At 54.9% G+C, this 13,583-nt stretch carries 13 protein-coding genes; 8 read left to right on the top strand and 5 right to left on the bottom strand.

Features of this window, described 5'->3' with window-relative positions; genetic code table 11:
• Positions 1–157: 157 nt before the first annotated feature.
• Both brnQ and proY read left to right on the top strand, forming a co-directional pair.
• Positions 158–1,477: a branched-chain amino acid transporter carrier protein BrnQ gene (gene brnQ / locus P2R09_RS06835; protein WP_008924876.1), complete on the top strand. Its 1,320-nt coding sequence runs from the start codon at positions 158–160 to the stop codon at positions 1,475–1,477.
• A gap of 70 nt (positions 1,478–1,547) precedes the next feature.
• Positions 1,548–2,900, top strand: a complete 1,353-nt coding sequence (proY, locus tag P2R09_RS06830; RefSeq protein WP_003852502.1) for a proline-specific permease ProY — start codon at positions 1,548–1,550, stop codon at positions 2,898–2,900.
• A gap of 513 nt (positions 2,901–3,413) precedes the next feature.
• On the opposite strand, the gene P2R09_RS06825 is transcribed toward proY, so the two are convergent.
• The 3 genes from P2R09_RS06825 to P2R09_RS06815 form a co-directional block, all read right to left on the bottom strand.
• Entirely contained in the window at positions 3,414–4,670 is a 1,257-nt protein-coding gene (locus tag P2R09_RS06825; RefSeq protein WP_275768298.1) for a histidine-type phosphatase, read from the bottom strand.
• Positions 4,671–5,483 (bottom strand): inositol monophosphatase, encoded by an 813-nt coding sequence (locus P2R09_RS06820; RefSeq protein ID WP_003852505.1) that lies wholly within the window; start codon positions 5,481–5,483, stop codon positions 4,671–4,673.
• A 206-nt stretch (positions 5,484–5,689) separates the two neighbouring features.
• A complete protein-coding gene (locus P2R09_RS06815; protein WP_275768294.1) occupies positions 5,690–6,271 on the bottom strand; it encodes an ACP phosphodiesterase in 582 nt (193 codons plus the stop codon).
• A 103-nt stretch (positions 6,272–6,374) separates the two neighbouring features.
• On the opposite strand from P2R09_RS06815, the gene queA reads away from it, so the two are divergent.
• The 5 genes from queA to secF all read left to right on the top strand — a co-directional run bounded on the left by queA (position 6,375) and on the right by secF (position 11,855).
• The gene (gene queA / locus P2R09_RS06810; RefSeq protein WP_275768291.1) at positions 6,375–7,445 is read left to right on the top strand and encodes a tRNA preQ1(34) S-adenosylmethionine ribosyltransferase-isomerase QueA; all 1,071 of its coding nucleotides are present in this window, start codon (positions 6,375–6,377) and stop codon (positions 7,443–7,445) included.
• A gap of 77 nt (positions 7,446–7,522) precedes the next feature.
• Positions 7,523–8,671 (top strand): tRNA guanosine(34) transglycosylase Tgt, encoded by a 1,149-nt coding sequence (gene tgt / locus P2R09_RS06805; protein WP_003852508.1) that lies wholly within the window; start codon positions 7,523–7,525, stop codon positions 8,669–8,671.
• Positions 8,671–9,003, top strand: a complete 333-nt coding sequence (gene yajC, locus P2R09_RS06800; protein ID WP_003852509.1) for a preprotein translocase subunit YajC — start codon at positions 8,671–8,673, stop codon at positions 9,001–9,003. The genes tgt and yajC overlap by 1 nt, the downstream gene beginning before the upstream one ends.
• Before the next feature lie 25 nt (positions 9,004–9,028).
• Complete coding sequence (gene secD / locus P2R09_RS06795; protein WP_071778534.1) at positions 9,029–10,876, top strand: protein translocase subunit SecD; 1,848 nt, start codon at positions 9,029–9,031, stop codon at positions 10,874–10,876.
• A gap of 10 nt (positions 10,877–10,886) precedes the next feature.
• Positions 10,887–11,855: a protein translocase subunit SecF gene (secF, locus tag P2R09_RS06790; protein WP_003852511.1), complete on the top strand. Its 969-nt coding sequence runs from the start codon at positions 10,887–10,889 to the stop codon at positions 11,853–11,855.
• Positions 11,856–11,914: 59 nt separating this feature from the next.
• Here the strand turns inward: secF and P2R09_RS06785 are convergent, their stop codons facing one another.
• Together P2R09_RS06785 and lysM are read right to left on the bottom strand one after the other, a co-directional pair.
• A complete protein-coding gene (locus P2R09_RS06785) occupies positions 11,915–12,493 on the bottom strand; it encodes a DUF3251 domain-containing protein (RefSeq protein ID WP_140033646.1) in 579 nt (192 codons plus the stop codon).
• Between the two features lie 16 nt (positions 12,494–12,509).
• On the bottom strand, positions 12,510–12,947 hold the full coding sequence (gene lysM / locus P2R09_RS06780) for a peptidoglycan-binding protein LysM (protein ID WP_275768281.1): 438 nt from the start codon (positions 12,945–12,947) through the stop codon (positions 12,510–12,512).
• A 186-nt stretch (positions 12,948–13,133) separates the two neighbouring features.
• On the opposite strand from lysM, the gene nrdR reads away from it, so the two are divergent.
• Positions 13,134–13,583, top strand: coding sequence for a transcriptional regulator NrdR (gene nrdR, locus P2R09_RS06775; RefSeq protein WP_009091750.1), 450 nt, complete (start codon positions 13,134–13,136; stop codon positions 13,581–13,583).

Below are 13,583 nucleotides of genomic sequence, written 5' to 3'. Positions count from 1 at the left end.
TCCATCCCTCTGTGAACAGAATAAAAGCAGCTTAAATCACCTGCGCTTTACCCTGCGACGAGCATAATGCGCTGACATTGTCAGCCAGATCGCGGTTTACACGCAGCGAGGGGACAACACTAACCCAACTTCCACCGCAACATCAGTGACAGGCCGTATGACACATCGTTTAACTTCGAAGGACATTCTCGCGCTGGGCTTTATGACATTCGCCCTGTTTGTTGGCGCGGGCAACATCATTTTCCCGCCAATGGTCGGTATTCAGTCTGGTGAACACGTCTGGACCGCCGCAATTGGTTTTCTGATTACCGCAGTCGGGTTACCGGTGATGACCGTGATCGCGCTGGCTCGCGTCGGCGGCGGCGTGGATGCACTCAGCACTCCGATTGGCAAGGTCGCGGGCATCGTGCTGGCTACCGTGTGCTATCTGGCTGTTGGGCCGCTGTTTGCCACCCCGCGTACGGCAACGGTCTCATTTGAGATGGGTATTGCGCCGCTGACCGGCGATGGCGCGCTGCCCCTGTTTATCTACAGCCTGATCTACTTCGCGCTGGTGATTGGTGTATCGCTTTATCCGGGCAAACTGCTCGACACCGTAGGTCACTTCCTTGCGCCCTTGAAAATTATCGCGCTGACCGTGCTGGGCGTAGCTGCACTGGTGTGGCCGGCGGGCGGCACCATTCCCGCGACCGTTGATTATCAGCATGCGGCGTTCTCAAGCGGTTTCGTTAACGGCTATCTGACGATGGATACGCTGGGCGCGCTGGTTTTTGGCATCGTGATTGTCAACGCCGCCCGTTCGCGTGGCGTCGACAATGCCGCGCTGCTGACCCGCTATACCGTGCTGGCAGGCCTGATCGCGGGTCTGGGCCTGACGCTGGTCTACCTTTGCCTGTTTAAGCTGGGCGCGGGCAGCGGTGCGCTGGTTGATCAAAACGCCAACGGCGCAGCGATTCTGCATGCGTATGTTCAGCACACCTTTGGCAATATGGGCAGTCTCTTCCTGGCCGCACTGATTTTTGTTGCCTGCATGGTGACCGCCGTTGGCCTGACCTGTGCCTGTGCGGAATTTTTTGCGCAATACCTGCCGTTATCGTATAAAACGCTGGTGTTTATTCTGGGTCTGTTCTCGATGGTGGTGTCGAACCTCGGCCTGAGCCACCTGATTCAGATCTCCATCCCGGTACTCACGGCGATTTACCCGCCTTGTATCGTGCTGGTTGTACTGAGTTTCACCCTTAACTGGTGGAACAAGAGCAGCCGGATTATCGCGCCAGCTATGCTGGTAAGCCTGCTGTTTGGCATTGTTGATGCGATTAAAACCACCGGGTTTAAAGATTTGCTGCCTGCTTTCAGTCAGCATCTGCCGCTGGCCGATCAGGGTCTCGCCTGGTTGCCGCCGTCGCTGGTGATGCTGCTGATTGCCGCTGTTGTTGATCGGGTGAAGGGGCCGGAACAGGTTGCCGTTCACTCGTAACAGAACGCACTGATTTTTCTTTAACCACGGGCCTGCCCGTGGTTTTTTCATTTCACAGGTACAGGTTGTTATGCAAGAAACCAACAAGCTCAAACGCGGACTGAGCACGCGCCACATCCGTTTTATGGCGCTGGGATCGGCGATTGGCACCGGGCTGTTTTACGGTTCCGCCGACGCGATAAAAATGGCCGGCCCGAGCGTGCTGCTCGCCTATATCATCGGTGGGGCCGTGGCTTACATCATCATGCGCGCGCTGGGTGAGATGTCCGTTAATAATCCTCAGGCCAGTTCCTTTTCACGCTATGCGCAGGACTATCTTGGGCCGATGGCGGGTTACATTACCGGCTGGACCTACTGTTTTGAGATCCTGATTGTCGCGATTGCAGATGTCACCGCGTTCGGCATCTATATGGGCGTCTGGTTCCCCGAGGTGCCGCACTGGATTTGGGTGCTGAGCGTGGTGCTGATCATCGGTGCTGTCAATCTGATGAGCGTGAAGGTGTTCGGTGAAGTGGAGTTCTGGTTCTCCTTCTTCAAAGTCGCCACCATCATCGTGATGATTCTGGCCGGTTTCGGCATGATCATCTGGGGGATTGGCAACGGCGGCCAGCCGACCGGCATCCATAATTTATGGACCAATGGCGGCTTCTTCGCGCACGGCGTGGTCGGCATGCTGCTGTCGCTGCAGATGGTGATGTTCGCCTACGGCGGCATTGAGATCATCGGTATTACGGCGGGTGAAGCGAAAGATCCGGAGAAGTCGATTCCGCGTGCGATTAACTCAGTGCCGTGGCGCATTCTGGTGTTCTATGTCGGCACGCTGTTTGTGATTATGTCCATCTACCCATGGAATCAGGTAGGCACGTCAGGCAGCCCGTTTGTGCTGACATTCCAGCATCTTGGCATCGCCGCCGCTGCCTCTATCCTCAATTTTGTGGTGCTGACCGCGTCACTCTCGGCGATTAACAGCGATGTGTTTGGTGTGGGTCGCATGCTGCACGGAATGGCGCAGCAAGGCCATGCGCCTAAAGTCTTCATGAAGGTCTCTTCACGCGGGATTCCGTGGGTGACGGTTGTCGTGATGATGTTTGCCATGCTGATTGCGGTCTATCTTAACTACCTGATGCCCGAAAAAGTGTTCCTGGTGATCGCGTCGCTGGCGACCTTTGCAACAGTATGGGTCTGGATCATGATTCTGCTGTCGCAGATCGCGTTCCGTCGCAAAATTGGCAAAGAGGCGGCAAGTAAGCTGAAGTTTGCACTGCCAGGTGGCAGCTGGACTGCCGGCGTCGGCGTTGCCTTCCTCTGCTTTATCATCGGGCTGATTGGATATTTCCCCGATACCCGTATTTCACTCTATGTGGGTATGGTGTGGATCGTGGTATTGCTGCTGGGCTATAAGCTGGTGCGTAAAACCCGCTAATACTCTGTTCTGCTCTCCCGATTAATGGGGGAGCAGATCACGCTATTTCCCCTCTCAAATTTTCCCCGCATCTGATTATTTATGTGATCCCCGCCACAACACGAAGTCCTTTTATTCGGCACTTATTTTGTATCTGCAAAATAAGGTCATGCATCACATTATTTCAGCAAATAGTTCCGGGAATGATTATTTCAAAGAGCAGTGAATATCACGGAGGATGCAAACCGGGGACAGGGACACAAGAGAGCCTGAGCGGGAGAGGGTACAGCTAATCGGGCACGAAGGGTAATAAAGGCAGAAATAAAAAACGGCGAAACCAGTCGCCGAAATACTCAAGGATTACAGGAAAATAGTTAATAAAGGGATGATTGACGTAACTATCGTAAAACAAAACGGGTAGCGCTGATAGTCAGTCGATTTAAATAAGAATAAGTCGGAATGGCGTTAATTAACCGTGGTTAACATTATTAAGGCCGCATTGAGACTGCGGCCTTAATTTCATTAGCCACAGACTCAGGGCAATATAACCGAAACCGGCAACACAGCGCTGTTATCCATGTTTTTCCGCAGCTGAGTCAGCGTGGATTGATAAGGGCAGAGCACGCCGACATGGGTCACTCTGCAGTCGGACTGATGCCATTCCTGATGTAATAACGGATGTTTATCATCAATCGGTTGCAGCTGACGGATCCCATCCAGACTCTGCGCCTGAAAATAGAGTCGCAAAAAACGTTTGCCACTGTGGGTGTCGCGCCAGCGCTCCATCACCAGACTGCTGCCGGGCGGAATGTTGCCGCGTGAATAGCCGGGTAACTGCCAGCTAAAATCCATCAGAGTGCGCACCATTGCGATGTTGGTGTCATGCGCCACCAGAATCAGCCAGCGGGTTGGCGAGCGGTCAGACGCAATTTCTGACAGCAGGGCGTTAAGCAGTATTGAGCCACGGCGCTGAGCCTGATAAAGGATATCGTTGCTCAGATCGTAGTTGACCGTCAGCAATGGAAGCAGCGAGGTAATCTGCGCGGCCGAGGTGATGTGTCCCCAGGCGAGCTGATCAAACGGCAGGTTTTCGTTGTAACCCAGTCGCAGCGTCTCCACCATGCTCGCCATCACACTCAGCCCGTAAACGTAAGTATTGCCGTTGCGGGTCTGCCGAAACGTCCAGGGCGCATCAAACAACGGGCAATCTGTGGCGGGCGGGCAGACGGCAGCTTTCAGTTGCTGAATCGCCGGCTGCAGCTGCTGTTGCAGCCGGGCCAGATCGCCGGCTTTCTGCTGTTTCGCGGCGAGCTCCTGAGCGGGATCGGTCCGGGTGATGGTCAGCTTTTCGCTCTGAAACAGGGGATCGGCATCGCCTGCTACGTGATGCACGGGCACGCCACAGCCGGGAAATGCACCGTCCGTCAGAGCCGCAGCGGTGGCGCGGGTGCGCTGAAGCGGACTGGCGCGAACGTAGACCTCAGCCGCGTCAGGACAGCCCGTGCTCAGTAGTCCGAGCTGACGATAGTGATCGCCTTCCCAGCGTCCTTTATTCACCACAGCGCTGTAGCCATGGCCGGTCAGCTCACCATCGGCAGTGGTCCACTGCGTCCAGGGTTGCTGGCTGGCGGCTTCGATCTCTTTGCGATTGCCGGGCGTGGGCGGACGAACACCGTGACGGCTCAGTTCGACCACTTTCTCCAGCTGGTAATCCGCCGCCTGTGACGCCGGGCTTAGCAACCAGAGAGAACTGAGAATCAGCGCGCAGCGGTACAGGACAGGCATCGTCATTTATTCCTCCAGCGCCAGATTGCCGGTCAGCGCTTTTATTTTCGGGTAAAGGGCTGCATTGGACAGCAACACCGGGTTGCCGTTTTTCATTCCGTCATTACGCAGGTAATCATTGGTGACACCGCCTGCTTCACGCATCAGGACGATGCCCGGCAGACTGTCCCAGGGATGCATATGCGCTTCATAGTAGCCAATCAGCCGCCCGGCGGCCGCCCAGGCGCTGGTCAATGCGCCAGAACCGATACGAATAAACATGCCACCCTGTTCTGTTAAGCCGCGAATCAACCGCGAGGTACTTTCACCCGGTGTGCGGCTGGAGTTGCTGATGCCGAGTAACCCCTCGTTGAGATGCTGCGCGTCATGGGCCTGCAGACGGCTCTCATTAACCCACGCGCCCTGGCCCGCTCGTGCATGAAACAGCTCCTGATGGTTAGGATCGCAGACCACGCCGATCACCGGTTCGCCCTCACAGACGACGGCCAGCGAGACGCACCAGTTAGGCAGGCCATTGACGAAGCAGGCGGTACCATCGATCGGATCAACGACCCAGATAAAAGGCGCGCCCTGGACCTCGCCACCGCTCTCTTCGCCATAGACGGCATCCTCAGGAAAACGCTCGGCAATTAACGACTTAATTAATGCCTCAACGTTACGATCAGCCTCGCTGACCACATCCTGCAAATCCCTTTTGTGTTCCACTACCAATGTCTGACGCTGTTGATACCATGACAAAGCCCGGCTGCCCGCAGCACGGGCAATGTCGCAGGCGTAACGATAACGCGCGTCTATTTCAGAATGCGAAGCGGATGACATCTTTTCCTCTTATGATTTTTTGCCATAACGAACGGAAGGTGCGCCTGAGCAGGCGGTCTGGCTGTAATGTTTTCTTAGCTATTGTTAAGAAAGGCTTCATTAAGCCGCAGATAAGCAGCAATGGCAAGATGGCGAGAAGTCAGGAAAGCGGCTTTTTATTCAGACGAAAGCTGGCATCCGCCAGCCCGGCAGCAGAGGATCGGGTTTTACAGGGTTCTGCTGGTCGCCAGCGCCATTAAACGCGGATAAAAAATAAAAAACAGCGCTTCCAGCTGATCATAATGTTCGGTGAAATCGTGGTAGGAGTCGCGCAGTGCCGCCAGGCGTGGACGGCGGCTGGCCATGCCGTGTAGCACCCGCTCAAGCCGTGCAGGCTGGGCATAATGCTCAAACCAGCGCTCGCGCCACATCACAGCATTGAGTTCCTGAAATTCAGTGGGGGTATCTGGCAGTTGCGGCAGGATTTCGCGCTCGGCGGCGGCAGAAAACTGCACCAGCGTCTGTTCGGGTGTGAAACGCTGCCAGTGACGAGCCAAAAAATGGTCCCAGATGACATCCAGCGTGATGGGTGCCACGCGATATGTTTCCGCACGGAACAGCTGACGGGCGCTGCGCACTTCCGGCAGCGCATCGGTCATCACATCCAGACGACGATGCATCAGAATGCCGTCTGCAACAGGTGCAGACCAGTGCTGGTGCGGGTTGCCACGCACAAAGTCGGCCATTAAATTGCCGAGTAAGGAGCTGTTGGCCAGCTTAGCCAGATGGAGATGCGCAAGAAAGTTCATGCCGCATTATAGGCCGAACTGCCTTAGCGCAGCCAGTTGTTCAGAATTGGTCGTTTTTCCGCTAAACTGTGCCGCCTGTTTTTGCCTGAGAAAGAACATTTCAATGCGTGTCGCTGATTTTGCTTTTGAACTGCCCGAATCCCTGATTGCTCACTATCCCCAGGCGCAGCGCAGTGGCTGTCGCCTGCTGTCGCTTGATGGCCCCAGCGGGGACCTGTCGCACGGTGTTTTCACCGACGTGCTGGATAAGCTGAATCCAGGCGATCTGCTGGTGTTCAACAACACCCGCGTGATTCCGGCGCGCGTCTTTGGCCGTAAAGCCAGCGGTGGCAAAATCGAAATGCTGGTAGAGCGGATGCTCGACGATAAGCGCGTACTGGCACACGTGCGCGCCTCGAAAGCACCAAAGCCGGGCGCAGAACTGCTTCTGGGTGAAGATGAGAGCGTGAAAGCGACGATGGTGGCACGCCACGATGCGCTATTTGAGATTGTCTTTGATGATGAGCGTGCGGTGCTCGACATTCTCAACAGCGTCGGCCATATGCCGCTGCCGCCCTATATTGACCGTCCGGATGAAGAGCAGGATCGCGAGCTTTATCAGACGGTTTACAGCGCCCGTCCGGGTGCCGTCGCGGCCCCGACCGCCGGTCTGCATTTCGATGAACCGCTGCTGCAGGCGCTGAAAGAGAAGGGCGTTGAAATGGCGTTTGTGACGCTGCATGTTGGGGCGGGTACTTTCCAGCCGGTGCGTGTCGAGACCATCGAAGAGCATCACATGCACGCAGAATATGCCGAAGTGCCGCAGGAGGTTGTTGACGCGGTGCTGGCCTGTAAAGCGCGCGGCAATAAGGTGGTCGCCGTCGGCACCACCTCCGTCCGTTCGCTGGAGAGCGCCGCCAAAGCGAGTCAGGATGCTCTGATTGCGCCGTTCTTCGACGATACCCAGATTTTCATCTATCCGGGCTATGAGTATCAGGTGATTGATGCGCTGATCACCAACTTCCATTTGCCCGAATCGACGCTGATTATGCTGGTCTCGGCATTCGCCGGTTATCAGCACACCATGGCGGCGTATCACGCAGCCGTGGCTGAGCAATATCGTTTCTTCAGTTATGGTGACGCGATGTTTATCAGCAAAAATCCGCAGGCGCCGCTGGAAAAAGTGGGCGACTGATTTATTAACCGATAGCCGGAACCGCTTTAATAGCGTGAAGGTTGTATACATTGGACTGTTTCTCCAATGGGGGCTTTGTGAAATTTGAACTTGATACCACAGACGGGCGCGCACGCCGTGGCCGTCTGATTTTTGATCGCGGTGTGGTGGAAACCCCTGCGTTTATGCCTGTCGGCACCTATGGCACCGTGAAAGGCATGACGCCGGAAGAAGTGCAGGAGACTGGCGCACAGATCATTCTGGGCAATACCTTCCACCTCTGGCTGCGTCCGGGCCAGGAGATCATGAAACTGCATGGCGATCTGCATGATTTTATGCAGTGGAAAGGGCCGATTCTGACCGACTCAGGCGGCTTCCAGGTCTTCAGCCTGGGTGACATCCGCAAAATCACCGAAGCGGGCGTTCACTTCCGTAACCCGATCAATGGCGACCCGATCTTCCTCGATCCTGAAAAATCGATGGAGATTCAGTATGACCTCGGTTCCGACATCGTCATGATCTTCGATGAATGTACGCCCTATCCGGCAGACTGGGACTATGCCAAACGCTCCATGGAGATGTCGCTGCGCTGGGCGCGACGCAGCCGTGATCGTTTCGACAGCCTGGGGAATAAAAATGCATTGTTTGGCATTATCCAGGGCTCGGTTTACGAAGATTTACGAGATGTCTCGGTGAAAGGTCTGGTAGAGATTGGCTTTGATGGGTACGCTGTGGGCGGCCTGGCGGTGGGTGAACCCAAGCAGGACATGCACCGTATTCTTGAGCACGTCTGTCCGCAGCTTCCGCAGGATAAACCACGTTATCTGATGGGTGTCGGCAAGCCAGAAGATCTGGTTGAAGGCGTCCGTCGCGGCGTCGATATGTTTGACTGCGTGATGCCTACCCGTAATGCCCGAAATGGTCACCTGTTTGTGACTGAGGGTGTGGTGAAAATCCGCAACGCCCGATACAAAGATGACACTGCGCCGCTGGATGCGGAGTGTGATTGTTACACCTGTCGCAATTATAGCCGCGCCTACTTGTATCATCTCGACCGTTGTAACGAAATACTGGGCGCGCGTCTGAACACTATCCACAATTTGCGCTATTACCAGCGTCTGATGGCAGGTTTACGCCAGGCCATTGAAGAGGGTAAATTAGAACACTTTGTAACTGAGTTTTACCAACGGACGGGCAAAGAAGTTCCGCCATTAACGTCTGATAATTCATCAATGAGGGAAATTTAATGAGCTTATTCATTTCTGACGCCGTGGCTGCAGCTGGCGCACCGTCTCAGGGAAGTCCGTATTCTCTGGTGATCATGCTGGTGGTGTTTGGTCTGATTTTCTACTTCATGATCCTGCGTCCGCAGCAGAAACGTGCGAAAGAGCACAAGAAGCTGATGGATTCCATCTCTAAGGGTGATGAAGTGCTGACCAGCGGTGGCCTGGTAGGCCGCGTAACGAAAGTCTCTGACACGGGATACGTCGCTATCGCGCTGAATGACACCAATGAAGTCGTCGTTAAACGTGATTTCGTCGCTGCCGTGCTGCCTAAAGGCACTATCAAGGCGCTGTAATTCTTTCTTCCCTAAGGGAACTGCCGTGTTAAATCGTTATCCTTTGTGGAAGTATGTGATGCTGGTCGTCGTGATTCTCGTCGGCCTGCTCTATGCGCTTCCCAACCTGTATGGTGAGGATCCGGCCGTTCAAATCACTGGTGCGCGCGGAAGCGCCGCCAGTGAGCAGACGTTGGATCAAATTCAGTCCGCATTAAAACAAGACAATATCCAGAGCAAATCTGTTGCGCTGGAAAATGGTGCGATTACCGCGCGCTTCAACAATACGGATGTGCAGTTACGCGCCCGTGAAGCCATCATGAAAGCGCTGGGTGAAAACTACGTTGTCGCGCTGAACCTTGCGCCAGCCACGCCGCGCTGGCTGAGCATGCTGTCAGCAGAGCCGATGAAACTCGGTCTCGACCTGCGTGGTGGTGTGCACTTCCTGATGGAAGTGGACATGGACACCGCGCTCAGCAAGCTGCAGGAGCAGAATGCTGACACGCTGCGTAGCGATCTGCGCACCAAAAATATCCCTTATACCACCGTCAACAAAATCGCGAACTACGGCGTGGAAATTCGTTTCCGTGACGCTGCCAGTCGTGATGCGGCGATCTCCTGGCTCTCCTCGCGTCATCAGGATCTGGTGATCAACAGCAGCGGCAGCGATGCGCTGCGTGCCACCATGAGCGATGCCCGTCTCAGCGAAGCGCGTGAATATGCGGTTCAGCAGAACATTACGATTCTGCGTAACCGTGTAAACCAGCTTGGCGTGGCGGAACCGCTGGTTCAGCGTCAGGGCTCAGATCGCATCGTAGTTGAGCTGCCGGGTATACAGGATACGGCGCGTGCCAAAGAGATTCTGGGCGCAACCGCGACGCTGGAATTCCGTCTGGTGAACACCAGCGTAGATCCTACTGCGGCGGCCAGTGGCCGTGTTCCGGGTGACTCAGAAGTTAAAGACATGCGTGATGGCCAGCCGGTCGTGCTCTACAAGCGGGTGATCCTGACCGGTGACCACATCACCGACTCGACGTCCAGCATGGATGAGTACAACCAGCCACAGGTGAACATTTCACTTGATAGCGCAGGCGGTAACATCATGTCCAACTTCACCAAGGACAACATCGGCAAGCCGATGGCGACCCTGTTTGTGGAGTATAAGGACAGCGGTAAAAAAGATGCCAACGGCCGTTCAATTCTGGTGAAACAGGAAGAGGTGATTAACGTCGCTAATATCCAGTCTCGCCTGGGGAACAGCTTCCGCATCACCGGTATCAACAACCCGAACGAAGCGCGTCAGCTGTCGCTGCTGCTGCGTGCCGGTGCGTTGATTGCGCCCATCCAGATTGTGGAAGAGCGTACGATCGGGCCGACCATGGGTCAGCAAAACATTACTCAGGGTCTGGAAGCCTGCCTGTGGGGTCTGCTCGCCTCGATCCTGTTTATGGTGGTGTTCTACAAGAAGTTTGGTCTGATTGCGACGAGTGCGCTGCTGGTTAACCTGGTGCTGATTGTCGGCGTCATGTCCCTGCTGCCTGGTGCGACCCTGACCATGCCGGGTATTGCCGGTATCGTGTTAACACTGGCGGTAGCAGTCGATGCTAACGTACTGATTAACGAACGTATTAAAGAAGAGCTGCGTAACGGGCGCTCGGTTCAGCAGGCAATTCATGAGGGCTACAAAGGCGCCTTCTCCAGTATTGTCGATGCGAACGTGACCACCCTGATCAAAGTTATCATTCTTTACGCGGTCGGCACCGGTTCGATCAAAGGCTTTGCTATTACCACCGCAATTGGTATCGCGACCTCAATGTTCACCGCGATTATCGGTACCCGTGCCATTGTTAACCTGGTTTACGGTGGCAAACGCATCAACAAGCTGTCTATCTGAGGAGTGCGTTGTGGCACAGGAATATAACATTGAGCAGTTAAACCACGGGCGTAAAGTCGTCGACTTTATGCGCTGGGATAAGCTGGCCTTCATCATTTCAGGACTGCTGATTCTTGCCGCGATTGCGATCGTGGGTGTGCGTGGTTTTAACTGGGGCCTCGATTTCACCGGTGGTACGGTGATTGAGATCGCGCTGGAAAAACCGGCCGACCTTGAAGTCCTGCGTGGTGATCTGGTGAAAGCGGGCTTTGACGAGCCGCTGGTGCAGAACTTTGGCAGCAGCCGTGACGTCATGGTGCGTATGGCACCGGTGACCGGCCCGGCGGGTACTGAGTTAGGCAATAAAGTGGTGTCGGTGATTAACCAGACTACCCAGCAAAACGCGACCGTTAAGCGCATTGAGTTCGTTGGCCCGAGTGTGGGTAGCGACCTGGCGCAGGCGGGTGCGATGGCGCTGCTGTCTGCACTGATTGCGATTCTGATCTATATCGGTTTCCGCTTTGAGTGGCGTCTGGCGCTGGGTACCGTGCTGGCGCTGGCGCATGACGTGATCATCACCTGCGGCCTGCTGGCGCTGTTCCGCATTGAAATCGACCTGACAATTGTTGCCTCGCTGATGTCGGTGATTGGCTACTCGCTTAACGATAAAATTGTGGTCTCTGACCGTATTCGTGAAAACTTCCGTAAGATTCGTCGCGGCAGCTCTTACGATATTACGAACGTGTCACTGACACAGACGTTAAGCCGTACCCTGATTACCTCGCTGACGACGCTGGCGATGATCCTCATCCTGTTCGTGTTTGGTGGTGCGTTGCTGAAAGGCTTCTCACTGACCATGCTGATTGGTGTGACGATTGGTACGATTTCATCCATTTATGTCTCTTCGGCGCTGGCGCTGAAGCTGGGCATGAAGCGTGAACATATGATGGTGCAGAAAGTCGAGAAAGAGGGCGCCGATCAGCCTTCTATCCTGCCTTAATCACGCGTCAGAAATAAAAACGGGCAGCCAACAGGCTGCCCGTTTTTTTTGCACCGCGGCTAAGGGTTAGCGGGTGCAGCAGGGGAAGTCTGAGTCGGCGCATCCCCGGTTACGTTATGCACGCGGACATAACCCAACTGCTCCGGTGTCAGGCCACTGAGCCGCAGCGGGATGCTGGTTGAATGCTGGGGCAGCAACGAGGCAGGTACCGTGACGGTCTGACTCAGACTGTCGCTGTTCAGCGGTTTACCGGTCGCCGGGTCGAGCTCACCCCAGATCACCGTCGCATGCAGGGCGGGCAGAGGCCGGTCGTCCATTGAACGCACAGTCAGGGTTGCCCGCGAACCGCTGGCTTCAGCGGTCACAGGCGACAGCGTCAGTCGCAGTGTGCCGAGCTGGGTTTGCAGCGCCACTGGCGTTTTCGCCTGCGGCACCAGCCATGCGCCTTGTTGCAACTGACTGTTAAGCTGTCCCTGGATTTCCAGTGCACTGGCCTGCGTGGTCAGGTGCTGCATCTGCTGATTTAGCTGACTCACTTCCTGATGCAGCTCTCTGACCTGCGGATTGCCTGCCGTGGTGCTGCAGCCGCTTAGCGTTACCAGAGAGAGCGCCACCGGAATCCAAACCATCCTGCTCATAAGTTATCCTTGTCCGTTATTTTGGAATACGTAAAACCTGGCCAGGATAGATCCTATCAGGATGCGAGAGCATTGGCTTATTCGCTTCGAAAATCTTGTTATATTCGTTAGCGTTGCCGTAAACCTGTTTGGAAATCGCGCTCAGCGTATCGCCTTTTTTCACGGTGTACAGCTCTGACTCGACCGCAGTATCTGTCACGGTCACCTTGTCTTCAACTTTCGTGATACCTGCAACGTTACCTGCAGCAATCAGAATCTTTTCTTTCAGCTCCTGGGAAAGGCCATCACCGGTCACGGTCACGGTGTCGCCATTGACCTTGACGTCGACCTTGTCGCTGTCAGGCAAGCCGAGCTTGTTAATGTGATCCTGCAGCTTTTTATTCTGGTCATCACCGCCGTTTACCGCGTCCCAGAGTTTTTCACCGGCTTCTTTCACAAAGTTAAACAGACCCATACAACCTCCAGAGTGTTAGTGGAAAATTTTACTTGCAGCTCTTAAAGCGTAGTCCCTTTTGCCGCAGACGAAATTTAGCCGCGTTTATCCTGCGATGAGAAGCCCGGTAAAGGCACGGAAGAGATTTTGTTGATTCGCAGTTCGCGCTACACTGTCAGACCCATCACTCTCGCGTCAGGAAACGTCATGCATTGCCCATTCTGCTCCGCTGTGGACACCAAAGTGATTGATTCTCGTCTGGTTAGTGAAGGCTCTTCGGTGCGTCGTCGCCGCCAGTGCCTGATGTGTCATGAACGCTTTACCACCTTTGAGGTGGCGGAACTGGTGATGCCACGCGTGGTGAAGAGCAATGATGTGCGCGAGCCTTTTAATGAAGACAAAATGGCCAGCGGGATGATGAAAGCGCTTGAGAAACGGCCGGTGAGTGCCGATGCGGTTGAAAGCGCTGTGAACCATATTAAAACGCAGCTGCGTGCGACTGGCGAACGTGAGATCCCCAGTAAACTGATTGGCAATCTGGTGATGGATGAGCTGAAGAAGCTCGATAAAGTGGCCTATATTCGCTTCGCCTCAGTTTACCGCAGCTTTGAAGATATTCGTGATTTTGGCGAAGAGATCGCCCGGTTACAGGATTAA

This window comes from Pantoea sp. Cr_R13 (assembly GCF_029222565.1).
Classification (GTDB): Bacteria; Pseudomonadota; Gammaproteobacteria; order Enterobacterales; family Enterobacteriaceae; genus Pantoea; species Pantoea eucalypti.
This window is presented reverse-complemented; position numbering and strand designations above follow the sequence as displayed.